This window comes from Betaproteobacteria bacterium (assembly GCA_016720855.1).
In the GTDB taxonomy this organism is placed as follows: Bacteria; Pseudomonadota; Gammaproteobacteria; order Burkholderiales; family Usitatibacteraceae; genus FEB-7.
The window spans coordinates 1,209,542-1,232,229 of the sequence record JADKJU010000002.1; the positions used below are offsets into that span (position 1 = coordinate 1,209,542).

Sequence of the window (22,688 nt, forward strand, 5' to 3'; positions counted from 1 at the left end):
GCGTGCGTGAGGCCGGCCACAGGACCTATGTTTTCCGGATTTGCACATCGACTGGCGAGGCGAACGCCCGCCTGGCTGGCCCGCCACCGGGACGTTCTCGCGGCGTCGGTGAGGGCCTGGGTCAACCACCGCGCCGACAGCAAGGGTGCGGCGCTGGCCTTCTACACGCTGTTTTCGATGACGCCGATCCTGGTAATGGCGATTGCGGTTGCCGGGTATTTCTTCGGCGCAGAGGCCGCGCAGGGCGAGATCATTGCCCAGGTATCGAGCCTCGTGGGACCCAACGGGGCCCAGGCGATCCAGGCCCTGCTGGTCGCCGCGCGCAACCCCGCGTCCGGGCTGCTGGCAACGATGGTGGCGAGCGTGGTGTTCCTGGTGGCCGCGACCACCGTCTTCGTGGAGCTGAAAAGCAGTCTCGACGAGTTGTGGGGAATCGATCCGCGCGCCAAGCCGGTGCAGGCCCGCTCGGCGTTCGGCCTCATCCTGCAGACCCGGCTGCTGGCCTTCGGGCTGGTGCTCGTCCTCGCCTTCCTCCTGCTGATTTCGCTGGTCGTGAGCGCCGGGCTGTCCGTGGTCGAAAGCCGCGCGGCAGTCCTCTGGGGCGGTTCCGCCGTGGCCCTGCAGGCGGCATCGTCGATCATCTCGCTGGGCGTCGTCGCGTGCCTCTTCGCCGTGATCTACAAGATGCTGCCGGATGCGCCGCTCTCGTGGCGAGACGTCTGGAGCGGGGCGGCGTTCACTTCCGCGCTGTTCAGCCTCGGCAAGTATGCGATCGGCCTGTATATCGGCGGCAGCGGGATCGCCTCGAGCTTCGGCGCGGCGGGCTCGGTCATCGCGCTCCTGCTGTGGGTCTACTACTCGGCGCAGATCTTCTTCTTCGGCGCGGAGTTCACGCGCCAGTACGCGCTGCGGGTTGGCAGCCTGCGGCAATTCCGGCCGCTTTCCTAGGCGGCCGGGTTCGCACGGCGGGTGTCGCTATCCCTTCTTGCCGCCGAAGACCAGGAGCAATCCACCGACCACGATCGCTCCGACACCCGCCCAGACCGGGATGTTGACGGTTTCCTTGTCCTTGACCGACAACTCGATGGGGCCCAGCTTCATCTCGTGGGTTTCCTTGGTGTAGCTGAAGCTGCCATAGGCCAGGCCGAGAGCGCCGGCGACGATCAGTGCGATTGCGATGGCTTTAAGTGCGTCCATGTCTTCTCCTCGAGAGCGATGTCACGGTTCAGGATGCGGTGCCCCAGGCACTTCGGCCAAGCGAAGGGCAATCGGAATGCCGTCGCTCGTACCCGAACGGCGGTTGAGGCTGGGCCGGCGCGCCGACAGACTGGAGCTGGGCGGGGATCGATTCACGCTTGGAGGTCGTGGGCATGGGTCATGGGCACATTCCGGTCGGGGCGCGGTGACTCCACCGACCCAAGGCTAGTCTAGGAGTCCGGACTTGCTTCATCTGTGCGCCCGCGCACGGATCGCATCGTCGCGAATCGAAAGCGGGCAGGCGCTCCGCCTGGAGCCGGCGCCTGTGTTGCGCACCGTACAGACCGGCACGGCCATCGCGCGGCAAGCTGGACGCACTTCAGAGAGGAACTCCGCAATGCGGCAGCCTCGCCACGCCGGCAACGGCGCATCACGGCCCCTCAAGTTCGCAGCGACATGCAGCTCTCAACCGGAGAAACGCATCATGAAAAGCAGGCTTCGTTACATCCCCCTGGCCATCGGCCTCGCCATGGCCGGCAGTGCCTTTGCCAACGTCACGTTCTACGAACGCGAGAATTTTTCGGGACGGGAGATCACCCTAAACCAGTCCGCGGCCAATTTCGACAACATGGGGTTCAATGATCGCGCCCGCTCGGCGGTCGTCAACAGCGGCCAATGGGAAGTGTGCGTCGACGCCGGGTTCAACGGCGAGTGCCAGGTGATCGGGCCCGGGCGATATCCGGATCTCGGCGGGATGGCGAAGCGCATCAGTTCCGTGCGGCCGGTTTCGGACTCCATGTCGCAGCGCGGGCACGAAGGCCAGAGGCATGGTGGCGACCGCAGGGCGCGCGCCATGCTGTTCGAGGGCCAGAATCTCTCGGGACGTTCGTTCGCGCTCAAGAGCGGCATGATCTCGAATCTCGACGGCACCGGATTCAACGACCGGGCGTCGTCGTTGCGCGTCGAAAGCGGCTACTGGGTCTTCTGCAGTGACGCCAACTTCGGCGGCGAATGCCGCACGTTCGGCCCCGGGGACTACGCCAGCCTGCCGTCGGGTCTTGACGAGAGGATCTCGTCTGGCCGCCGCATTTCGGACGAATACCCGTACAGCCAGAAGCCGAACTGGCAGCGCTAGACGTTCAGATGAAGAAGGCCCGCGGAACGCCTTGATGGCGCTCCGCGGGCTTCCCTTTTCTGCTTGCTGCTGCCAATTCCCTGCGTCAGGCCTTGGCGTCGTTGACGGCTTGCTTCAGGTCGCCGACGGCCTTCTGAACCTTGCCTTCGGCCTGGTTCTTCAGACCCATGATTTGCTGTTCCTTGCTGCCGACCAGCTTGCCGGCTTCCTCCTGGATCTTGCCGCCGATATCCCTTGCCGCGCCCTTGACTTGATCCTTGTTCATGGTGAACTCCTCTATGATCGGTTGGAAAATCTCCTGAACGAACCGGAATCGGTTCGCGCTCCGGGTCACACGAAAGTTGAACCGTGTGGTTGAGAGGATGGTAGATCGGAGCGGGAGGGGCGTCGGTGCGCTCGGCAACATTGGGGAGACGCTGCGGCATCCCTGTTGTTGGGTGCGCTATCGCACGGACGAAATCGGCGCCTTTCCGCAACCTTGTCGCCATGGACGAAGAGGGGGTGCCTTGGATCGATCGAGAGTAACGCTGGCGGCAGCGTTGTCGGGGATCGCGCTCGCGATCGGCGGATGTGGCGGCGGAGGCGGCAGCGATGCGCCCGGCCCCTTGCACATGCTGGCCATCGTGCAACCCCTGCCGGTTCCGGGGCCGTATGCGGTGGCGTGCAGCAACGTCGCGCAGGACTTCAGCCGGCTGGCTGCCGGCGAGGACGTGACGGGCTACTGGGAGGGCTTGCCCTCGGCCGGCGGCGCGCCGAGATATGCGATTGACCTGCTGGCCGACCCGGCGAATGCGCTCTCCGTCACCGTGACGGCACCGAACGAGAGTGGCCTCTACGGGTCGTTTGCCGGAAGGCCGGTTGGGTTCGTGGTGCTCGCCTGCTACCCGACCGCCGCGGACAATCCCCGTGCCGACTATCCTCTGCCGACGGGCAAGGTCGTTCCGCACATGCAAACGGGCGCGAGTCCGCCGCTGTTCGCCGACGCCGCGGTGCGATATCCGGTGCTTGCGTTCTCGCACGGCTACCGCGGCAGCCCCCTTTCGAGCGACTACCTGGCGGTGCTGTCCCTGTTCGCGAGCTACGGCTACGTCGTGGTGGCGCCGTTTCACGGCGATCCCCGATTTGCCGACCTCGGCGTCGACGACCTCGGCGACGCCGTGAGGTTCCTGGCGCACATGAGCGACGCCAATGCGATGCAGGCCCTGCGTCCGCTTTCGATGTCGGCCGCGTTCGACCTCGTGCTTTCGCATCCGCAATGGCGCGACCACGTCGATGCGAACCAGATCGGGGGCTTCGGGGCGAGCATGGGCGGCGAGACTCTCATGCTGATGGGGGGCGCGGGATTGACCACGGCGTTCGGGCAGTCATGGACCCAGGTAACGACCGACCCGCGACTCAAGGCGGCGGTGGGCTACGTGCCCTATTTCGGTCAGCCGTTCCTGCCGGCATTCGGTCGCGACCAGCATGGACTCGACGACGTGAAGCTGCCCTATCTCGCCATCAGCGGGACGGCGGACACGACGGCACCCATCGCCATGACGCAGCAGGGCATGGGTCGCCTTGCCGGGACGCGCGAACTCGTCTCGCTGGTCGGCGTGAAGCACGAATTCAATGTTGCATCGACCGGCGACATCTTCACCTGGTCGCTCATGTTCCTCGATGCGGAGGTTCGCGGACTTGCGTCCGCGCGACGCCAGATGGCGGCAATGACGAGCGTGGCCGGCGGGGGCGACGATCGCGTGGTGATTCCCTACAACGGCCCGGCCCCGAACTGAAGGCGCGTGACGGGCCGGAACCGCCGCGGCCCCATGCGGGGCTCCGGCTCAGGCGACCTGCTGGATCCCGGCGATGAGCCAGGTCGCCTTGCGATCGGTCATGCTTTTTCGAACGTGCCAGATCTCGTCGACGGGTTCGGGATTCGCGCCGGCCGATTCCCGGATGAGACCGGTGTAGCGCACGCTCGCGATCGCGTAGTCGCCCTCGACCACGGCCTCGACGAGCTTCGCGTCGATGCTGACGACTTCCGTCTTCTGGGGCGCGTCGCCGCGCTCGCCCACCTGCATCGAGATTTCCGCGAACATCTCCGGCGTCGTGTAGTCGCGGATGTCGTCCAGGTCCTTCGCGTCGTTGGCCGCCTGCAGGCGGATGAAGGAAGTCCTGGCCACGCGCAGGAACGGCTCGGTCTCGAAGCCCGGGATCGGCGTGGAAGCGCTTCCCGCGGGAGCCTCGACCGGAGCGCCAGCGCCGCCGCCGATATTCAGGGCAGGGCGCATCGTGGGTTCCACATTGCCGACACCGGCGAATTCGACCGGCGCATTCGCGGTGGAAGTCCTGCGCGACGCGAACGCGCGCCAGGCCATGAAGGCCACTCCGGCGATGAGCAGCAGCGTGAGGATGCCCCCCATCCCGCCCAGGCCACCGCTGAAGAGCGAGCCGATCAGCGCGCCCATGCCGAGCCCCGCGATCAGGCCGCCCCACCGGCTCATGAAGCTCGGCTTGGGCGGCGGGGTGGTCGGGACGGGTGCGGCCTGCGCAGGCTTTGCCGGGGCGGGCGTGGCGGCCGGCGCTGCCGGGGCGCTGGTGGCGCTCCTCTGCTTGCCGAGATTGCTTCCGCCGCCGAAGCGCCTGGCGGCATCCGAGTCGCCCGCGGCGAAAGTGAGGCTCAGGAGCGCAGCAGTCAGCAAAAGTGATAGTTTCATGAGGTTCTTCCCGGTGCTCAGCCGGCAGGATTGCCGGTCGTGGATGAGGGGCGCTGCGGTATTGCTGGGCAGGCACGGTGGAGAGTATAGCCGGGACCCGCGATTTCAAGGGGGCCCCGCGCGTCAGTCGATCTTCACCCAGGTCATCTCGATGTAGTTGTCCGGCCGGTGGAACACGGTGACGCCCTTCCTCACCGCCCAGGGAATCATCTGGCGGTGCAACGGGATCGTGTAGGCGTTCATGCGCACGCGCTGCAGGGCTTCCTCCATCAGCGCCGAGCGCTTCGCCGGATCCATTTCGACGTCGCTGCGCTCGATCAGCCGGTCGAGTTCCGAGTCCCTGAACTTGCCGGAATTGAAGTCGCCCTTGCCCTTGCCGTCGAAGGAGTGCAGCACCGGTCCGAGCGTAAGGCCGGGGTCCGTGGCCGCACCGCCCCAGCCGTAGAGGTGGATCGCGAAGTCGGTCTGGTCCACTTTCTGGAAGAACTGGGCGCGCGGCAGCAGCACGAGGGAAGCCTTCACCCCGATGCGCGCCAGCATGGCGGCGAGCGCCGTGCAGATGCGCTCGTCGTTCACGTAGCGATTGTTGGGGCACAGGAGCTGCGTCTCGAACCCCTGCGGGAATCCGGCCTCCGCCAGAAGCTTCTTCGCGCGCTCCGGGCCGTAGGGGAGCAATCGCGGCTCGAGCGAGGCGTAGCTCGAGCCCCGGGCGGGCACCATCGCGCCCGTGGGCACCGATTGCCCGCGCATCACCTGCGAGCGGATGGCCTCGACGTCGATCGCCGCGTAGAGAGCCTGCCTGACGCGCTTGTCGGTGAAGGGGTTGCGCCCCTTCACGTTCGAGTACTTGAGCTCGCCGCGCATCTGCTCCATCACGAGGAAGATGACGCGGTTCTCCGGGCCCTCGACGATGGTCACCTGCGGGTTGAACTTGAGCCGGGCGATGTCCTGCAGGGGAGGATCGAGGACGAAGTCGATCTCGCCGGAGACGAGTGCCGCCATGCGCGTCGCATCGGACTTGATGGGGCGATAGACGATCTCGTCGACATTGCCCTCGAAGCGGCCCGCCGCGATGCCCCACCAGTCCGGGTTCTTCTTCAGGACGGTCTTCACCTCCGGCTCCCACGAGACGAAGCGGAAGGGGCCGGTGCCGTTGGCGTTACGCGAGGCGTAGGTATCCTCGGCGCTTTTGAAGTCCTGCGGCTTCGTCGCGCCGTTCTTCAGCGCCCACGCGCGGCTCATGATCATGATCGTGTTCACGTACTCGAGCAGGATCGGCGCCGGGCCGGGGGTGGCGATCTCCACCGTGTGATCATCCACGCGGCGGGGCTTGCCGATGGCGTTGGCGAAGGTCTTGAAGTTGGAGCTGGGCAGTTGCGCGCGCTCGATCGAGAACACCACGTCGTCGGCGGTGAAGGGGGTGCCGTCGTGGAACTTCACGCCCTTCCTCAGGTTGAAGCGCCAGGTGGTGGCGTTCACCTGCTCCCAGGAGGTGGCGAGCGCGGGTACCAGCCTCAGGTTTCTATCGCGGGCCGTGAGGCGCTCGAAGAAATGATAGGAAAGGAGGGTGTTGATCCCCTCGTTCTGCGCGTGGGGGTCGGCGGTGAGGAAATCGCCCTGCGAGGACCAGCGGAATGTGGCGGCCAGCCCCGGAAGGAGCCAGGTCGCGATCAGCAGGGCGACCAGAGCTCGCATCGGGGAAGGCGATCCGGGGACGTGTTCGCGAACACGCCCCCGAAGGGGCCTACTTGATCTTGACCCAGGTGGCCTGCAGCCAGTTGTCGGCGCGGTGGATCACCTCCACGTTGGCGCGCGAGGCCCACGGGATCACCTGCAGGTGCAGCGGGATGTGCAGCACCTGGTCGTGGTGCATCTGCATCGCCTTGTTGATCGTTTCCTGCCGGTGCGCGGGATCGGTGTCGCCCTTGGCGGAGTCGATGAGCGCATCGAACTCGGGCACCTTGTAGTTGCCCCAGTTGTAGTCGCCGTCGCCCTTGTCATTGCGGCTGTGCAGGACGGGCTGCAGCGTGAAGATCGCGTCCGTGGTGGCGCCTCCCCAGCCGAGCATGTACATGGAGACGTCCAGGCGCTGCGCCTTCGGGAAGTACTGCGCGCGCGGCAACGCGTTCACCTTCATCGTGATGCCGCCACGGGCCACCATGCCTGCGACCGCCACGCAGATCTTCTCGTCGTTGATGTAGCGGTTGTTGGGGCAGTCGAGCGTGACCTCGAAGCCGTCGGGATAGCCCGCCTGCGCCAGCAGCTTCTTCGCCGCCGCCACGTCGTAAGGGTAGCGCTTGTCCATCTCCGGCGGGATGCCCGCGCGCGTCGGGTTGGGCAGGTTGATCGCCGTGGGCACGGAAAGCCCGCGCATCACCGCCTTGTTGATGGCGTTCACGTCGATCAGCCGGTACATGGCCTCGCGCACGCGCCGGTCCTTGAAGGGGTTCTTGCCTTTCACGTTGGAGTAGAGCAGCTCGTCGCGCGCCTGGTCCATGCCCAGGAAGATGATGCGGTTCTCGCGCCCCTCGTAGACCTTCACGTTCCTGTCCTGCTTGAGCTTGCCGATGTCCTGCACCGGCGGGTCGAGGACGAAGTCGAGGTCGCCCGAAAGGAGGGCGGCCATGCGCGTGCCCTCCGACTTCACGGGCGTGTAGACGATGTCGTCCACGTTGCCGTCGAAGTAGCCCGGCACCTTCAGGCCCCACCAGTTCGCGTTCTTCCTGAACACGCTCTTCACGTCCGGCTCGCGCGACACGAGAACGTAGGGCCCGGTGCCCATGGCGTTGCGGGCCGTGTAGGCCTCCTTCTCGTTCGTGAAGTCCTGCGCCTTCACGGCGTTGTTCTTCTCGCACCAGCTCTTGCTCATCATGAAGAGGCTGTTGGCGAGCATCTCGAGCATCACGGGGTTCGGCACCGGCGTGGTGAGCTCGACCGTGTAGTCGTCGATTTTGCGCGGCTCGCCCACCGCGTTGCCGTACACGCGGAAGTTGGAGGTCGGGCCCTGCAGGCGCCTGATCGAGAAGACGACGTCGTCGGCCGTGAAGTCCGAGCCATCGGTCCACTTCACGCCCTTCCTCAGGTTGAACACCCAGACCGTGGGGCTCGTCTGCTTCCAGCTCGCGGCGAGCGCGGGAAGGATCTCGAGCTTCTTGCCGCGCGTGACGAGCGGCTCGTAGACGTGGCCGTTGATCGAGTTGGTGAGCAGCTCGTTCTGCGCCATGGGATCGGCGGTGAGGTAGTCGCCCTGGCTGGACCAGCGAAGGGTTTTCGCGCCGGCAAGCGAGGCGCAAGCCAGGATGGCGATCGAGACGGCGACGGTCAGGATTCGGCGCATGGGATTCTCCTCCGGTCGGAAGCGGCCCATGATACGCGAAGGGCGCGGCGCTATACTTTCAGGTTCACCGAGGAGGAAACGCCATGAATGCCGCCGTTGACCGCAAGCCTTGCCCGCCCGTCCTCAAGGATCCTTCGCTTCTGCGCGACCGGTGCTATCTCGACGGCGCCTGGGCGGACGCCGATTCGGGGCGACGCTTCGACGTGGACAATCCCGGGGACGGCACGATCGTCGGCTCCGTGCCCGACATGGGCGCGGCGGAAACGCGGCGCGCCATCGAGGCGGCCGAACGGGCCTTGCCCGCGTGGCGCGCGGCCCCGGCCAAGGAGCGCTCGAAGATCGTGCGCAAGTGGTACGAGCTCATCATGGCCAACGCGGACGACCTGGCGCTCATCCTCACCACGGAGCAGGGCAAGCCCCTGGCCGAGGCGAAGGGCGAAATCCTGTACGGCGCCTCCTTCGTCGAGTGGTTCGCGGAGGAAGCCAAGCGCATCTACGGCGACACGATCCCCAGCCCCACCGTCGACCGGCGCCTCATCGTGCTGAAGCAGCCCATCGGGGTGTGCGCCGCGATCACGCCGTGGAATTTTCCCAACGCGATGATCACGCGCAAGATGGCACCGGGTCTCGCGGTGGGCTGCACCTTCGTCCTGAAGCCCGCGGAACAGACGCCGTTCTCGGCGCTGGCGCTGGCGGAGCTCGCCGAGCGCGCCGGCTTCCCGAAGGGCGTCATCAACATCGTCACCGGCGATGCGCCCGCCATCGGCAAGGAGCTGTGCGCGAACCCGATCGTGAAGAAGGTGACCTTCACCGGGTCCACGGAAGTGGGCCGCATCCTCATGCGCCAGAGCGCCGACACCGTGAAGAAGCTCTCGCTGGAGCTGGGCGGAAACGCGCCCTTCATCGTCTTCGACGACGCCGACCTCGACGCGGCCGCCGATGGCGCCATGGCCTCCAAGTACCGCAACGCGGGGCAGACCTGCGTGTGCGCCAACCGCATGTACGTGCAGGACAGCGTTTACGACGCCTTCGCCGCGAAGCTCGCCGAGCGCATGAAGAGCCTCAAGGTGGGCATGGGAACGCAGGCGGGCGTGAACCTCGGGCCGCTGATCGACGCGCAGGGCCTGGCGAAGGTCGAGGAGCACGTGGCGGACGCGGTGGCCAAGGGCGCGACGGTGGTGGTGGGCGGCAAGCGGTCCGCGCTGGGCGGGCGGTTCTACGAGCCCACGCTCCTCACCGGCGTCACGTCCGGGATGAAGGTGTCGCGCGAGGAAACTTTCGGCCCCGTGGCGCCGCTCTTCCGGTTCAAGGACGAGGCCGAGGCACTGGAGCTCGCCAACGCGACGGAGTTCGGCCTGGCCGGGTACTTCTACGCCCGCGACGTGGGGCGCGTCTTCCGCGTGGCGGAGGGCATGGAGACGGGGATGGTCGGCGTGAACGTCGGCATCATCGCCAACGAAGTGGCTCCCTTCGGCGGCGTGAAGCAGTCGGGGCTCGGACGCGAGGGTTCCAGGTACGGCGTCGAGGATTTCCTCGAGATCAAGTACGTGTGCCTTGGTGGAATCCAGTGACGGTAGCGAGTGATGCGGGACAAAAACGGGGACACGGATGAACACGGATGAACACGGATAATTCGAGTGTTTATCTTGATCATGTGACGCCTTCCCGAATGATGGCCCATCGGCATCACCATCGCCTTGATATCGAATCCTGAAGGAAATATCCGTGTTCATCCGTGTTCATCCGTGTCCCCGTCTTTGGCTGGCCTCACTCCTTGTCGCCACCTCATTCGCCGCGACAGCGCAACTCAGGCCCTCGCAGCCGGAGCCGCCCAGCGGCTGGACGACGAAGGCGCTGGTCACCGCGAAGAAGTACGCCGTCGTCGCGGCCCACCCCCTTGCCGCCGACGCCGGCCTCGCGATGCTGGACAAGGGTGGGAGCGCGGTGGATGCCGCCATCGCCACGCAGCTCGTCCTGGGCCTGGTCGAGCCGCAAGCCTCCGGGCTCGGAGGCGGCGCATTCCTCATCGTCCACGAGGCGAAGGGCAAGCGCACCTTTGCCTATGACGGGCGCGAGACGGCTCCCTCCGGGGCCCTGCCGCAACTTTTCATCGGCGCCGACGGCAAGCCCATGCCCTTCCAGGCCGCCGTGGTCGGCGGGCGCTCCGTGGGCGTGCCAGGCACGCCACGCCTGCTGGAGGTAGCGTACGCGAGGCACGGAAAGCTCCCTTGGGCGACGATCTTCCAGCCCGCCATCGACATCGCCGAGAAAGGCTTTCCGATGTCGCACCGGCTCTTCACTCTGGTGAGCAAGGATGCGAGCCTCGCGGAGCAGCCGGCGGCGAGGGACTACTTCCTCGGTCCCGACGGGAAGCCGAAACCCGTCGGCACGCTGCTGAAGAATCCCGAGTACGCGCGCACGCTCCGGGCCATCGTCGCGAAGGGCGCGGACGCCTTCTACGGCGGCGAGATCGCGGCCGATATCGTGGCGGCCGTGCGCGCTCACCGGAATCCCGGCTCCATGACGCTCGAGGACCTGTCCGGCTATCGCGTTCGCGATGTGGAACCGCTCTGCGGCGGCTACCGCGAATGGACGCTGTGCGGCATGCCGCCGTCGTCGTCCGGGGGCATCGCCGTGCTGCAGATCCTGGGCGTGCTCCAGGGACGCGACATGGCGAACCTGCGGCCGGGCTCTGCGCACGCCGTGCACCTCGTCTCGGAAGGCGGCCGCCTCGCCTTCGCCGACCGCAACCGCTACGTGGGCGACGATCGCTTCGTCGACGTGCCGGTGAAAGGGCTCGTGGACGCGGGCTACCTCGCGGACCGCGCAAAGCTGATCGCCACCGACAAGGCGATGGGCCGCGCGCAGCCGGGTCATCCGCCGGGCCTCAGGGTGGCGTTTGCCGACGACCCGGTGGACGAGGTCGCGGGCACCAGCCACATCGCGGTCGTGGACGGGCAGGGAAACGCCGTCTCCATGACGACGACCATCGAGGGCTACTTCGGCTCGAAGCAGATGGTGCACGGGTTCCTCCTCAACAACGAGCTCACCGATTTCAACTTCCAGCCGGTCGAGCAGGGGCACACGGTCGCCAATGCCGTGGCGCCCGGCAAGCGGCCGCGCAGCTCCATGGCCCCCTTTGTCGTGCTGGACGCGAAGACGGGCCGCCTGGAGGAGGTGATCGGCAGCCCCGGCGGCAGCCTCATCATCAACTACGTCGCCAAGGCGCTCCTCGCGACGCTGGACTGGAAGATGGACATGCAGTCGGCCCTCGCGCTTCCCAACTTCGGCAGCCGCGGGGGGCCCACCGAAATCGAGGCGGGCACGGAACTCGAGGGCGTGTCCGCCGCTCTGAAGGCGATGGGCCACGAGGTTCGCGCCATCGACATGACCAGCGGACTGGCCGGCATCCGCCGAACGCCGACGGGCTGGGAAGCCGGTGCCGACCCGCGTCGCGAAGGCGTGGCTCGCGGCCGCTAGACCTCATTTCCGGCTTTTCCGACAATCCGAAACGCAGAGAAAGGAAACACCTTGAAGAAGATCGTCATCGCAACCGCCCTTGCCATCGCGCCGATTGCCGCCCTTGCACAAATCGGCATGGCGCCTGCGGCTGCCGCGACGCCGGCCCCGGCCGTCACGGAGCTGGTCAAGAAGGACACCAAGGTCGGTGAAGGCAAGCTTGCCGAGAAGGAAAAGGCCGTCCTCGTGCACTACACCGGCTGGATCTACGATCCGAAGGCCCCCGACCACAAGGGCGCCCAGTTCGACACTTCCGTGGGAAGGGCCACTCCGTTCAGCTTCTTGATCGGCAGGGGGCGCGTCATCAAGGGCTGGGACGAAGGCGTTCCCGGGATGAAGGAAGGCGGCAAGCGAACGCTCATCATTCCGCCCGCCATGGGTTACGGCGACAAGGGGGCCGGCGGCGTCATCCCGCCCAACGCGACGCTGCTGTTCGAAGTCGAGCTCATCACCGTGATCAACTGAAACAGGGAGGGGCATCCGAATGCAAGTCACCAGCGCCAGCTTCCGGGACGGTGCGCCGATTCCCGCCGAATTCGCCTTCTGCGCGATGGACTCGAAGACGCACGCCACGCTTTCGCAGAACCGCAATCCGCAGCTTGCCTGGACGGGCGTTCCTGCGGGCACGAAGTCCTTCGCGATCGTCTGCCACGATCCCGACGTGCCCAGCCGGGGAGACGACGTGAACCAGGAGGGGCGCACGGTGCCGGCTTCGCTGGCGCGCGTCGATTTCTTCCACTGGGTACTGGTGGACCTGCCGGCCTCGGTGACTTCCGTTGCGGCGGGCGAATTCGCCTCGGGCGTTACTCCCCGGGGCAAGCCCGGCCCGGCGGCGGCTCATGGCGCGCGTCAGGGCACCAACGACTACACGGGGTGGTTCGCGTCAGACAAGGACATGGCCGGCGACTACTACGGCTACGACGGTCCGTGCCCCCCGTGGAACGACGAGATTGCGCACCACTACGTGTTCACGGTCTTCGCGCTCGACGTCGCGAGGCTCGCGGTGAACGGTCCCTTCATGGGCGCCCAGGCTCGCGAGGCGATGAGGGGTCACGTGCTCGGGCAGGCCTCGATCACCGGCCGCTACACGCTCAACCCGGCCGTCAGGCTCTAGTGCCCGTCGGCATCCTGGTCATCGGCGACGAGATCCTGTCCGGCAAGCGGCAGGACAAGCACTTCGCCAAGGCGGTCGAGATCCTTGGCAGGCGCGGGCTCGAGCTCGACTGGGCGGAGTACCTCGGCGACGATCCGGCGCGCATCACCACCACCCTGCGCCGGACGTTCGCGACGGGCGACATCGTGTTCTCGTTCGGCGGAATCGGCGCAACGCCCGACGACCACACGCGGCAATGCGCGGCGGCGGCGCTGGGCCGGCTTCTCGCGCGCCATCCGGACGCGGTGAGGGAGATCGAGGCGCGCTTCGGCGAAGGCGCGTATCCGAAGCGCGTGCTGATGGCGGAGTTTCCCGAGGGTGCCGATGTCGTTCCCAACCCCGTGAACCGCATCGCCGGCTTCAGCGTAGGCACGCACTACTTCCTGCCCGGCTTTCCCGAGATGGCCTGGGCGATGATGGAGTGGGCGCTCGACACGAAGCATCGCGCGATCTTCCGCGACCACCTCCCCTTCGAGGAGGCAATCATCGTGAGCGGCGCGGGCGAGTCCGACCTGCTCGAGATCATGAACGCGGTGGTGCGCGACTATCCCGAGCTCAAGCTCTCGAGCCTGCCGACGTTTTCCGGCGGCGGGGCCCGGCTCATCGAACTTTCCGTGCGCGGGGATTCCGGGCGCGTCCCGGTCGCCATGGCGCAGGTGCGCGACGAGATCGCGAAGCTGGGTTACTCTTTCGCCAATCGGCCGGTGAAGCCGGCCCCCCTCAATCCCTGAGCTCAGGAGAACCCATGGGACTGCTCGATTCCGTACTCGGTGCCCTCAACCAACGCGGCACCGGCAATCCGTTGCTCGATTCCGTTCTCGCGATGGTCAACAACCCGCAGACCGGCGGTCTCGAGGGCCTGCTCGCGAAATTGCAGCAGGGCGGCCTCGGCCATCTCGCGGACAGTTGGGTATCCACCGGCAAGAACCTCCCGGTCTCGGCGGACCAGATCACTGGCGCACTGGGCCCGGACCAGCTCGGCTCCCTCGCGCAGGGACTCGGGATGTCGCATGGGGACCTGTCCTCGAAGCTCGCGGAACTGCTGCCCGGCATCGTGGACAAGCTCACGCCCAACGGCCAGGTTCCCGATGCCGGCGCACTGGGGCAATTGCTGAACTCGTTCAAGGATCGCATCGGCTGACCGTGGCCCGGGGGTGGTCGATATCGCCGGAGATCGGGCCGGCAGCCCGGGGGATCCGCACCCGGCGCGCGTTACTCGCCCTGGCGCTGGTCCTGGCCGCCGCGCCCGCGATCGCCGACGAGGCGGCCGCCTGGGCCGCGCTGCGCAGCGGCGGCCACGTCGCTCTCGTCCGGCATGCGTCCACCGAACCCGGCCTGGGCGATCCGAAGGGCTACCGGCTCGACGACTGCGCCACGCAGCGCAACCTTTCCGTGCAGGGGCTCGAGGAATCGCGCCTTATGGGCGAGAGATTCCGGCGTGAAGGCATTGCCGTGGACAGGGTCTACTCGAGCCCCTGGTGCCGCTGCAGGGACACCGCGAAGCAGGCGTTCGGCACGGCCGAGGAATGGCAGGCGCTTTCGAGCTTCTTCGACGATCCGCAACGCGGCCCCGGCCTCACGGAACGCGTGAAGCAGCGCATCGGGGGCTATTCCACGCGCCGACCGAAGGGCACGGTCGTCATGGTCACGCACCACGTGAACATCCTGGCGCTCACGAAACTCGCGGTCGGCACGGGAGAAGTCGTGGTCGTGCGGCCCGACGGCTGCTGCGGCCTGAAGGTGGTGGGGCTGGTCCGGATCCCGTGAACGCCCGTCAGGTATAGGCGAGCAGCCGCCCGCAGGCAATCACCGCGGCCCAGATCGCCAGCGAGAGGGCGACCGAGATTCGCGCCGCGACCGGGGCACGCACGCCCGTATCCCATGCATTCACGCCCTGGTACGGCCCGGTGCGGAAGATCATCGCGTTGATGCCCGCGGCGAGCAGCAGCCCCATCTTGAGCACGAACAGGCGGCTGTCGATGAGGTCGTCGGCGTTGGCAAGGAAAAGCAGCCCGCCGGTGGGCACGATGAGCGCAAGCGCCGCGGCGCTCCATGGCAGCAGATGACCCGACAGCGCGCGCACCGACAGGTGCTTCGAGAGTCCGAGCACGCGCAGGTCGAAGGCGAAGACGCTGCCGACGAGCACGACGAAGCCCAGGGTGTGCGCGATCTCGAGCGCGGGCTGCGCCCACGCGGACTCGCGCAGCAGGATCACGAACGGCACCGCGTCGAGGGGGTTGGCCGTATTCACCGGCTCAGTCCTCGTCCTGGCGCTGGAAGAAGTGCACGAGAGTGCGGCGGTCCTTCTTGGTGGGCCGGCCCTTGAAGACCGGAGGCGGCATGGCCTTGAGCTCGGCCGCCACGGCCTCGCGCCGGGCGCGGCTCTGCGCCGTTTCCTCGTACAGCTTGTGCGCTTCGGATGCCGGTCCGCGCCGGTCCGAAATCGCCATCACCGTCACCAGGTGCTCGAAGGGCGGCCGCCGGATCGCCAGCGTGTCGCCCGGCTTCACCGTCTTAGAGGGTCTGGCCCGGTCGCCGTTCACGCTGATGCGGCCGGCGTCGATCGCCTGGACCGCCAGGGCGCGCGTCTTGAAGAAGCGAGCGGCCCAGAGGAACTTGTCCAGCCGGAGGGATCCGGCGCTCCCGCTCATTCGAGGAGCGTCACCGTGTGCAGGGACATCGGCAGCGACGACCCCGTATCGTATTCGGCGCCGGCTTCCACGCCGATCCTCGCCACGGACTCGGGGTTGCGCGCCCGTGGGTAGGAGACATACATGGCGCCCAGCGCGAAATCACGACCCGATCCGATGGCCCAGTAGCGGTCGAACTCGAACACTTCGCGCATCGAATACACCGCGAAGATGCCCGAGGGGTTGGCGATCATCACCGTCATCTGCGAGGACTCGTACGGATCGTCCTCCTCCTCCTTGGGGTTGAGGAATGCCTCGTCCTTGAGCAGCGGGTGCAGGCGCCGGAAGGATTCGTAGATCGCCTCCTTGCCATGCAGCGCGAGATCGGGATTGCGCCCGAGGAGGTTCTCCAGCACGAGCTGGTGCGCCGCGCTGCCGGCCACGCCGATGAAGGAGTCGGCATAGGTGATGATCTTGTGGGGGTTGCGGTCGTAGGCGGGGGCGAGCCGCGTGGTCCCGAAGGTGGTGAGGGAATCGGCGGCGAGGGCGGCCTGCCTGCCCTTGCGGACAGCGACGATGGTGGTCATGGTTTGCCTATTCTAGTCCCGCGCGTGACGAGGGCGACGCCGGCTGCCGAGACGGCGAGTCCAGCGAGCGCGATTCCGGGCAGGCGCTCTCCGAAGAGCAGGAAGGCCATCACGGCAGTCACGGGCGGGGTGAGGAAGAAGTAGCTCGAGACGCGCGAAGCTTCACCGTGGCGGATCATCATGAAGAGGATCCCGATGGCGCCCGTCGAAAGTACGAGGACGAGCCAGCCGAGCGCGAACACGAATTGCGGCGTCCACTGCACCAGGCCCGTCTCGGTCGCGAGAGCGGCGATGAAGGTGACGGCACCGGCGGACGAGTACTGGATCACGCCCCCGGTGAGCATCGGCACGGCGCCGCAGAAGCGCTTCTGATAGAGCGTGCCGGCGGTGATTCCGCCCAGCGCGAAGAGAATCGACGCGTACGCGGTGGCATCCGTGGAGATTCCGCTCCACTTGCCCGCGACGACGAGCACAAGCCCGCCGAAGCCCAGCGCGATGCCAAGCCACTGCCGCCCCGTGAGCCGCTCGCCCAGCAGTGGCCCTGCGGCCAGCGCGGTGAGAATGGGCTGCATGCCCACGATGAGGGACACCGTCGCGAGCGGCATGCCGCGCGCCACGCCGCAGAACACGCCCCCGAGGTAGGCGCCGTGCACCAGGAGGCCCGCGATGGCTGCGTGCCCCACCGCCGCGGGGGACGACGGCCAGGCCGCGCGCGTGACGAGCGTTGCCGCGAGCAGGAGTGCGACCACGACGAGGTAGCGCCACGAAAGGAACGTGAGGGGTTCGGCGAAGGGCGCGCCCAGGCGGCTGCCGATGAAGCCGGTGCTCCACAGGAAGACGAAAAGAGCGGGCGCCCAGCGCAGCCAGGCGGGAGGGGGGGAGTGCATGGGAGGAGGAATTGGGGAAATCGGGGTCAGGTTACTTTACTCATCGCCCCGCGCAGTTGGGGCTCCATGACACTGTAAAGTAACCTGACTCCGATTTTTCCCTGACCCCGTTTTCTCCAATTCCTCCTCCCATGAACCTGGCCCTCTGGCTCGATAGACACGCCCGGACGGATCCGTCGCGGACGGCCGTGTTCGTCGGCGCATCGCCGTGGAAGTCGTACGCGCGGCTCGCGGCCGATGCGGCGGCGCTCGCGCGCGGCTTGCGCGAAAAGCTCGGTCTTCGCGCGGGCGAGCGCGTGGCGCTCGTCATGACCAATGCGCCGCAATACCCGGAGATCCTCCTCGGCATCTGGTGGGCGGGGCTCGCGGCGGTGCCGGTGAACGCGAAGCTGCATCCGCGCGAAGTGGCGTTCATTCTCGGGAATTCCGGGGCGACTGCGGTCTTCGCGACGCCCGACTGGATCGCGGGGCTCGCCGAGGCATCGACGCAGCTCGGCAGGTCTCCGGACGTGATCGAGGCGGGGAGCGTGGGATACCACGCGCTTTTCGGTGAACCCCTGCCGGTCGCCGCCGTGCCGGACGGCTCGCTCGCCTGGATCTTCTACACCAGCGGCACGACCGGTCGCCCCAAGGGCGCGATGCTGACGCACGCGAACCTGAGGGCGATGGCGCAGGGATATCTCACCGACGTCGATGTCGTCGGTGCCGGCGACTGCCTGCTGCACGCCGCGCCGATGTCGCACGGGTCCGGGCTCTACCTCGTCCCGTACCTGCTTGCGGGTGCGGCGCAGGTCATTCCGGAGTCGGGAGGATTCGATCCCGGCGAGCTCTTCGACCTCGTGGCGGCGCACCGGGGAGCGGGGATGTTCGCCGCGCCCACGATCGTGCGCCGCATGGTCGAGCACGCGGCAGTGCACGCGCCTTGCCTCGATGGGCTGCGCACGGTGGTGTACGGAGGCGGCCCGATGTACGTGGCGGACCTGCTTCGCGCGCTGGACGTGATGGGACCGCGCTTCGCGCAGATCTACGGGCAGGGCGAGAGCCCGATGACGATCACGGCGCTCGCCAGGCGTTTCGTGAACGACCGCGGCCATCCCCGCCACCTTGCGCGCATCGCTTCGGTCGGCCTGCCGCAAAGCGCGGTGGAGGTGGCGGTGCGGGACGAGGACGGCCGCGACCTGCCGCCGGGCGAGGTGGGGGAGGTGTGCGTGCGCGGTGCCGCCGTGATGTCGGGTTACTGGAAGGATCCGGAGGCCACCGCAAAGTCGATTCGCGACGGGTGGCTGTGGACGGGAGATCTCGGCGCGTTCGACGAGGAAGGATTCCTCGTCCTCAAGGACCGCAGCAAGGACCTCATCATCAGCGGGGGCTCGAACATCTATCCGCGGGAGGTGGAGGAGGCGCTGCTCACCCATCCGGGCGTTGCGGAAGTGTCCGTGGTGGGACGCCCCGATGCCGATTGGGGAGAGGCCGTCGTGGCTTTCGTGGTGGTGCGCGGGACAGCGACCTCAACTGCGGATCTCGACGCGCATTGCCTTGCGGCGATCGCGCGCTTCAAGCGGCCGAAGGAGTACCGGTTCGTGAGCGAATTGCCGAAGAACAACTACGGCAAGGTGCTCAAGACCGAACTGCGCGAGCGCCTGGCGCGCGAAGCGGCGCGGGAGTGACCCGGCCGGACCGGCGCCACGCCGCCTACGGGTAGCACTGCGAGCCGCCCGGCGACGGGGTGTAGGTGGGTTGCGTCGAGCAGGAGTAGCCGGCGGGAATGTACAGGTTCCCCCACGCCTGGCAGCCCGAGAGGGAGCAGAAGGGACCTTTCGATCCGGCCGATCCGCCCATTGCCGCGGCGCACCCGCTGCTCGTGCCGCAAGTCCAGTTCGCGTAGTAGAACGTGCCGGGGGACGAGGGGCACCCGAACGAGTAGGAGTAGGTGCGCCCGTCGCACGTGCCGCAGCAGTTCGAGCACGACGAAGTACCGCCGAGTCCCACGCCCCAGGTGTACGACCCCGATTGCCCCCCGATGCAGACCTGGGATCCCGAGGCGCAGTTGAGCGTGTGCGCGATCGACTGGCCGTAGGTGTTGTAGTAGTGCGAGGTCGCGTTCGGCCACACCCACTGGTTGATGGAATCGTAGAACTTGTAGTCAACCTGCGAGCCGTTGTTGCACTGGTTGCCGACCGTCCACTTGATCGTCCCGTCGGGCGTCACCGCGCCCACGGTCACGGAAGTCTGGGTGCACCTCGAGCTGGCGGCGATATCCGTCACGCAGATGCCGAACGTGTAGGTTCGCGTGGTCGTGATGGTGCTCGAGGGCGTGCCCTGCAGCATCCCGTCCAGCGTGAAGATCATTCCGGGCGGGGGCGTGCCGTTGGCGAAGGTGTCGGACTGGAAGTGGTAGGGAGGCGATCCTCCGGAGGCGGTCGCCGCGAGCCTGGAATAGTAGGTTCCCGCCGTCAGGGTTCCGACATCGACCGGCGTGATCGCAAGCGGCTGGACCGAGCTCCCCGGCGCCGAGTTGCCGAACGGTTGCTGCGTGATCTGCTTCGTCCTCGAGACCCCGTTGATCGTGTAGCTGAAGCTGCCCGAGCGTCCGGAAAAGGCGATCGTGGCGGTGCCCACCGACGTGACTCGCACCTGCGAAGGATCGAACGTCGCGTTCCCGTAGTAGGGTCCGGTCGTCGTATAGAGCGTTCCCGAGAAGCTGCCGTCGGCGTTGAAGGTGACGCCGGGCAGGACCACGAAGAGCGGCTGACCGTCCGAGTCGTACGTGAACAGCACGCCGAACACGTTGTTGCCGTGCTGTGCCAGCGTAAGGCCCCATCCCGATTCGGCGGAGTTCCACCAGATGTCCGTGAAGTCGCGGCCCCAATCGGGCGTCGAGTTGCCGAAAGGCTGGCGCTGGATCACTTTAGTCTGCGAGACGCCGCCGACCGTGTAGGAAAAAAGCGAGTTGCCCGACGCGACGCCGGAAGGCGAGAAGTCGAATGTCGCGCTGCCCACGCGCGTGACCGTGACGAGGTTCGGGTTGAACGTTGCGGCGTAGGCGGGGCCGGTGGTCTGGTACAGGTCCCCCGTGAAGAAACGGCGGTTCTCGGTGAAGGTGCCGCCGGGCACGACGAACCACATCGGCCGGCCGTTCGCCTGGTAGGTGTACCAGACTGCGAAAATGTTCGTCTCGTGGTCCGCGATCGTGATGCCCCATCCCGATTCGGCGGGGTTCCACCAGATGTCGGAGCGGTTCGCCGACGTCGGGTTCGTCGGGGATCCGCCCGTGGCCGTGAGCGAAATGTCGTCGATGTAGAACGAAGTGATGTTGGAGACGTCGCTCGTTGCGACGAACCGCAGCCGGACGGTTCGCCCCCGGAAGGCCGAGACGTCGTATTGCCGGCTTTGCGCCCAACCGCTCGTCGCGTCGCGGTTGGAGAAGGAGGCGAGCGTGGAGGAACTGCCGCCGGACACGTCGGCGACGAATACCTGCATCGTGTCGTAGGCAGCGCTTCCCGAGGGCTCGTTCGTCTCGATGCGGTACCAGAACTGGACGTAGGCCTGCTGGGCATTGGACGGGATCGCGATGTCCTGGGACAGCGAATCCGTCCCGCTGTTGTACCCCCCAAGCCATGCGTATCCGCTGCCGGCGTGGGCCGCGGAGGCATTGCTGTAGATGATCGAGTAGCCGGTAGTGGAGGCCTCCACCCACGCCGCCGTCCCGCTCTCGAAGCCCGGGTTCGAGACCAGGTTGTCCGATGCTTTCGGTTGGGCGGCGGCGGGCTCGACGCCCCCCAGGGCACAGGCAAGGATGGCAAGGACTGCCGCCGCGGAACGGAATAGCCCGGCGAACAGCCGGTCCTTGCGCGCCTTCATGCGATCTTCCCAGCCCCCCCAGGGGCAGCGGGTAATGCCGCGCTTTCTGGGTCGGCGCGGTCAATGAATGGCAGAAGGAGACACTATGCCCGCCGGTCGATAGCCGTCAAGCGGAGCGACCCGGTGGCGCGGAGAGTCACTTCGAGGTGTTAGCCACCAGCAGCTTTCGATTGACCCCGCTCGTCCATAGTTGGCAAATGCCTCTCTTGAGGCGCGGCCCTCCGGGTGGCGGAAAGCTAGGCCGCCTTGGCGGTCGCCACCGCGCTCAACCAGGCGCCCAGCGACTCGGCGGTGGCGTGCGCGTTCGCAATGCAGTCTCCGACGGAAACCCCGCCGCGGTAGTTGGCGCAGAAGCGAAGACCGGGCACCGCCTTCTCGGCTTGCGCGACCTTGGCGATGCGGCCGAGATGGCCCAGCTCGTACTGGGGAATGGCGCGCGGCCAGCGCGTGACGGCATTCCACAGGGCGGGCGCGCGGGCGCCCAGGAGGGTGCGGTGCTCGCTGGCGACCTTCTCCACGAGCATCTCCTCGTCGGCCGCGGCCAGTTCGGGATTGCGCCGGCCTCCGACGAAGTTGGTGAGTATCACCGTGCCCTCGGGCGCACGGCCGTCGAACATCGAGCTGGAGAAGAGCGTGCCCAGGACGTTGCGCTTTTCCACGCGCGGCACCAGGAACCCGAACCCGCCCAGCGAATGCGTGATGTCATCGCGGCGATAGGCGGATGCGACCACGGTCACGGGCGGGTACTCGATCTCCTGCAGCGCGCGGGTAGCGTCGGGCGCCAGGGGATAGGCCAGGCGCGCGGCCTCTCCCGCCGGCACCGCCAGCACCACGGCGCGGGCATGGCGCTGCAGCGTCTCGCCGTCCTTGTCGAACACCACCACGAAGGAGCCGTCGGGCAGGTGCGAGAGCGCCACCACCTTCGCGCCCAGCGTCACGCGGCCGACATCGCGGGCCAGCGCGTCCGTGAGCGTCTGCATGCCGTTGCGGAACGAGAAGCTCTTGGCTGTGTTCTTCGCGGTCTCCGCGCGCTTGCGGCGCTCGCGCGCGCCGAGGATGGCCCCGAGGATCAGGCTGCCGTAGCGCTGCTCGAGGGCGTGCAGCTTCGGGAACGCCGCCGGTACCGACAGCCGCTCCGGATCGCCCGCGTAGATGCCCGCCACGAAGGGCTCGATGGCGTAATCGAGGAACTCGCGACCGAGGCGCCGGCGGACGAAGTGCGCGATGACCTCCTCCTGGTCGGCGGGCTGCCGGGAGATGAAGGGCTCGAGCACGAGTCGCATCTTCGCCATTGTGGAGAAGAGCGGCGTCGCGAGGAAGGAGCCCGGCGACATCGGAAGCGCGACCGGCCGGCCGTTCTTGACCACGAAGCGCGTATTGGAAATCTCGCTGGCCGGCACCCGCTCGGACGCGACGCCGGCCGCCTCGATGAGTTCGCCGATGAGGGGCGTCGTGTCGAGCGCGCTGTTGGGGCCGGTCTCGTACAGGACGCCCTCGCGCCTGATCGAACCGATGACGCCGCCGGGCTTGGCTGCCGCGTCGAGGACCTGCACGCTGAGCCCGCGCCGCGAAAGGCCGAAGGCCGTGGCAAGGCCGGAAATGCCGGCGCCGATGACGAGGACGTCGAGCGCTGCGGGGGAGGTATCCATGGGGGCCGGTGCGTGCTTCATGATTTCGATCCGT

22 protein-coding genes are annotated in these 22,688 nt (G+C 67.3%); 11 read left to right on the plus strand and 11 right to left on the minus strand.

The genetic code is table 11. The features are described 5' to 3' along the window. The first annotated feature begins 27 nt into the window (after positions 1-27). Positions 28-948, plus strand: coding sequence for a YihY/virulence factor BrkB family protein (locus tag IPP91_13160; GenBank protein MBL0143016.1), 921 nt, complete (start codon positions 28-30; stop codon positions 946-948). 27 nt (positions 949-975) lie between these two features. Here the strand turns inward: IPP91_13160 and IPP91_13165 are convergent, their stop codons facing one another. Continuing rightward, positions 976-1,197, minus strand: a complete 222-nt coding sequence (locus IPP91_13165) for a hypothetical protein (GenBank protein ID MBL0143017.1) — start codon at positions 1,195-1,197, stop codon at positions 976-978. Positions 1,198-1,441: 244 nt separating this feature from the next. On the opposite strand from IPP91_13165, the gene IPP91_13170 reads away from it, so the two are divergent. Beyond that, positions 1,442-2,332 (plus strand): beta/gamma crystallin family protein, encoded by an 891-nt coding sequence (locus IPP91_13170; GenBank protein ID MBL0143018.1) that lies wholly within the window; start codon positions 1,442-1,444, stop codon positions 2,330-2,332. A gap of 85 nt (positions 2,333-2,417) precedes the next feature. Here the strand turns inward: IPP91_13170 and IPP91_13175 are convergent, their stop codons facing one another. Further along, entirely contained in the window at positions 2,418-2,597 is a 180-nt protein-coding gene (locus IPP91_13175) for a CsbD family protein (protein ID MBL0143019.1), read from the minus strand. A gap of 241 nt (positions 2,598-2,838) precedes the next feature. Between IPP91_13175 and IPP91_13180 the strand changes: the two genes are divergently transcribed. After that, entirely contained in the window at positions 2,839-4,107 is a 1,269-nt protein-coding gene (locus tag IPP91_13180) for a hypothetical protein (protein ID MBL0143020.1), read from the plus strand. A gap of 48 nt (positions 4,108-4,155) precedes the next feature. Here the strand turns inward: IPP91_13180 and IPP91_13185 are convergent, their stop codons facing one another. The 3 genes from IPP91_13185 to IPP91_13195 form a co-directional block, all read right to left on the minus strand. Beyond that, on the minus strand, positions 4,156-5,031 hold the full coding sequence (locus IPP91_13185) for a Tim44 domain-containing protein (GenBank protein MBL0143021.1): 876 nt from the start codon (positions 5,029-5,031) through the stop codon (positions 4,156-4,158). A 123-nt stretch (positions 5,032-5,154) separates the two neighbouring features. After that, positions 5,155-6,726 carry an ABC transporter substrate-binding protein gene (locus IPP91_13190; GenBank protein ID MBL0143022.1) on the minus strand — a complete coding sequence of 524 codons (1,572 nt, stop codon included), beginning with the start codon at positions 6,724-6,726 and terminating at the stop codon, positions 5,155-5,157. Positions 6,727-6,775: 49 nt separating this feature from the next. After that, positions 6,776-8,368: an ABC transporter substrate-binding protein gene (locus tag IPP91_13195; GenBank protein ID MBL0143023.1), complete on the minus strand. Its 1,593-nt coding sequence runs from the start codon at positions 8,366-8,368 to the stop codon at positions 6,776-6,778. Between the two features lie 83 nt (positions 8,369-8,451). On the opposite strand from IPP91_13195, the gene IPP91_13200 reads away from it, so the two are divergent. The 7 genes from IPP91_13200 (at position 8,452) to IPP91_13230 (ending at position 14,807) form a co-directional block, all read left to right on the plus strand. Continuing rightward, positions 8,452-9,939, plus strand: a complete 1,488-nt coding sequence (locus tag IPP91_13200) for an NAD-dependent succinate-semialdehyde dehydrogenase (protein MBL0143024.1) — start codon at positions 8,452-8,454, stop codon at positions 9,937-9,939. A 160-nt stretch (positions 9,940-10,099) separates the two neighbouring features. Next, positions 10,100-11,848 carry a gamma-glutamyltransferase gene (gene ggt, locus IPP91_13205; protein MBL0143025.1) on the plus strand — a complete coding sequence of 583 codons (1,749 nt, stop codon included), beginning with the start codon at positions 10,100-10,102 and terminating at the stop codon, positions 11,846-11,848. 117 nt (positions 11,849-11,965) lie between these two features. Then, a complete protein-coding gene (locus IPP91_13210; protein ID MBL0143026.1) occupies positions 11,966-12,352 on the plus strand; it encodes an FKBP-type peptidyl-prolyl cis-trans isomerase in 387 nt (128 codons plus the stop codon). A 19-nt stretch (positions 12,353-12,371) separates the two neighbouring features. Beyond that, entirely contained in the window at positions 12,372-13,001 is a 630-nt protein-coding gene (locus tag IPP91_13215; GenBank protein ID MBL0143027.1) for a YbhB/YbcL family Raf kinase inhibitor-like protein, read from the plus strand. Continuing rightward, positions 13,001-13,771 (plus strand): competence/damage-inducible protein A, encoded by a 771-nt coding sequence (locus IPP91_13220; protein MBL0143028.1) that lies wholly within the window; start codon positions 13,001-13,003, stop codon positions 13,769-13,771. The genes IPP91_13215 and IPP91_13220 overlap by 1 nt, the downstream gene beginning before the upstream one ends. A gap of 14 nt (positions 13,772-13,785) precedes the next feature. Then, entirely contained in the window at positions 13,786-14,181 is a 396-nt protein-coding gene (locus IPP91_13225) for a DUF937 domain-containing protein (protein MBL0143029.1), read from the plus strand. 53 nt (positions 14,182-14,234) lie between these two features. Beyond that, positions 14,235-14,807: a histidine phosphatase family protein gene (locus IPP91_13230; GenBank protein ID MBL0143030.1), complete on the plus strand. Its 573-nt coding sequence runs from the start codon at positions 14,235-14,237 to the stop codon at positions 14,805-14,807. A 7-nt stretch (positions 14,808-14,814) separates the two neighbouring features. On the opposite strand, the gene IPP91_13235 is transcribed toward IPP91_13230, so the two are convergent. Genes IPP91_13235 through IPP91_13250 form a run of 4 tightly spaced genes read right to left on the minus strand, consistent with a single transcriptional unit; the run spans position 14,815 to position 17,144 of the window. Further along, positions 14,815-15,264, minus strand: coding sequence for a hypothetical protein (locus IPP91_13235; GenBank protein MBL0143031.1), 450 nt, complete (start codon positions 15,262-15,264; stop codon positions 14,815-14,817). 31 nt (positions 15,265-15,295) lie between these two features. Beyond that, positions 15,296-15,691, minus strand: a complete 396-nt coding sequence (locus IPP91_13240; GenBank protein ID MBL0143032.1) for a hypothetical protein — start codon at positions 15,689-15,691, stop codon at positions 15,296-15,298. After that, positions 15,688-16,257, minus strand: coding sequence for an MFS transporter (locus tag IPP91_13245; GenBank protein ID MBL0143033.1), 570 nt, complete (start codon positions 16,255-16,257; stop codon positions 15,688-15,690). Before IPP91_13245 ends, IPP91_13240 begins: the two co-directional genes overlap by 4 nt. Then, the gene (locus IPP91_13250; protein MBL0143034.1) at positions 16,254-17,144 is read right to left on the minus strand and encodes a DMT family transporter; all 891 of its coding nucleotides are present in this window, start codon (positions 17,142-17,144) and stop codon (positions 16,254-16,256) included. Before IPP91_13250 ends, IPP91_13245 begins: the two co-directional genes overlap by 4 nt. 131 nt (positions 17,145-17,275) lie before the next feature. Between IPP91_13250 and IPP91_13255 the strand changes: the two genes are divergently transcribed. Further along, the gene (locus IPP91_13255) at positions 17,276-18,811 is read left to right on the plus strand and encodes an AMP-binding protein (GenBank protein ID MBL0143035.1); all 1,536 of its coding nucleotides are present in this window, start codon (positions 17,276-17,278) and stop codon (positions 18,809-18,811) included. A 25-nt stretch (positions 18,812-18,836) separates the two neighbouring features. Here the strand turns inward: IPP91_13255 and IPP91_13260 are convergent, their stop codons facing one another. Further along, positions 18,837-21,005: a hypothetical protein gene (locus IPP91_13260; protein ID MBL0143036.1), complete on the minus strand. Its 2,169-nt coding sequence runs from the start codon at positions 21,003-21,005 to the stop codon at positions 18,837-18,839. 236 nt (positions 21,006-21,241) lie between these two features. Continuing rightward, the gene (hemG, locus tag IPP91_13265; GenBank protein ID MBL0143037.1) at positions 21,242-22,675 is read right to left on the minus strand and encodes a protoporphyrinogen oxidase; all 1,434 of its coding nucleotides are present in this window, start codon (positions 22,673-22,675) and stop codon (positions 21,242-21,244) included. Positions 22,676-22,688 lie beyond the last annotated feature (13 nt).

Excerpts from the sequence above, each read along its gene's own strand:
- IPP91_13255 (MBL0143035.1), top strand. The coding sequence starts at position 17,276 with ATGAACCTGGCCCTCTGGCTCGATAGACACGCCCGGACGGATCCGTCG.
- IPP91_13245 (MBL0143033.1), bottom strand. The coding sequence starts at position 16,257 with ATGACCACCATCGTCGCTGTCCGCAAGGGCAGGCAGGCCGCCCTCGCC.
- IPP91_13225 (MBL0143029.1), top strand. The coding sequence starts at position 13,786 with ATGGGACTGCTCGATTCCGTACTCGGTGCCCTCAACCAACGCGGCACC.
- IPP91_13210 (MBL0143026.1), top strand. The coding sequence starts at position 11,966 with ATGGCGCCTGCGGCTGCCGCGACGCCGGCCCCGGCCGTCACGGAGCTG.
- hemG (MBL0143037.1), bottom strand. The coding sequence starts at position 22,675 with ATGAAGCACGCACCGGCCCCCATGGATACCTCCCCCGCAGCGCTCGAC.
- IPP91_13240 (MBL0143032.1), bottom strand. The coding sequence starts at position 15,691 with ATGAGCGGGAGCGCCGGATCCCTCCGGCTGGACAAGTTCCTCTGGGCC.
- IPP91_13250 (MBL0143034.1), bottom strand. The coding sequence starts at position 17,144 with ATGCACTCCCCCCCTCCCGCCTGGCTGCGCTGGGCGCCCGCTCTTTTC.
- IPP91_13195 (MBL0143023.1), bottom strand. The coding sequence starts at position 8,368 with ATGCGCCGAATCCTGACCGTCGCCGTCTCGATCGCCATCCTGGCTTGC.
- IPP91_13190 (MBL0143022.1), bottom strand. The coding sequence starts at position 6,726 with ATGCGAGCTCTGGTCGCCCTGCTGATCGCGACCTGGCTCCTTCCGGGG.
- IPP91_13215 (MBL0143027.1), top strand. The coding sequence starts at position 12,372 with ATGCAAGTCACCAGCGCCAGCTTCCGGGACGGTGCGCCGATTCCCGCC.
- IPP91_13185 (MBL0143021.1), bottom strand. The coding sequence starts at position 5,031 with ATGAAACTATCACTTTTGCTGACTGCTGCGCTCCTGAGCCTCACTTTC.
- IPP91_13160 (MBL0143016.1), top strand. The coding sequence starts at position 28 with ATGTTTTCCGGATTTGCACATCGACTGGCGAGGCGAACGCCCGCCTGG.
- IPP91_13200 (MBL0143024.1), top strand. The coding sequence starts at position 8,452 with ATGAATGCCGCCGTTGACCGCAAGCCTTGCCCGCCCGTCCTCAAGGAT.
- IPP91_13165 (MBL0143017.1), bottom strand. The coding sequence starts at position 1,197 with ATGGACGCACTTAAAGCCATCGCAATCGCACTGATCGTCGCCGGCGCT.
- IPP91_13175 (MBL0143019.1), bottom strand. The coding sequence starts at position 2,597 with ATGAACAAGGATCAAGTCAAGGGCGCGGCAAGGGATATCGGCGGCAAG.
- IPP91_13260 (MBL0143036.1), bottom strand. The coding sequence starts at position 21,005 with ATGAAGGCGCGCAAGGACCGGCTGTTCGCCGGGCTATTCCGTTCCGCG.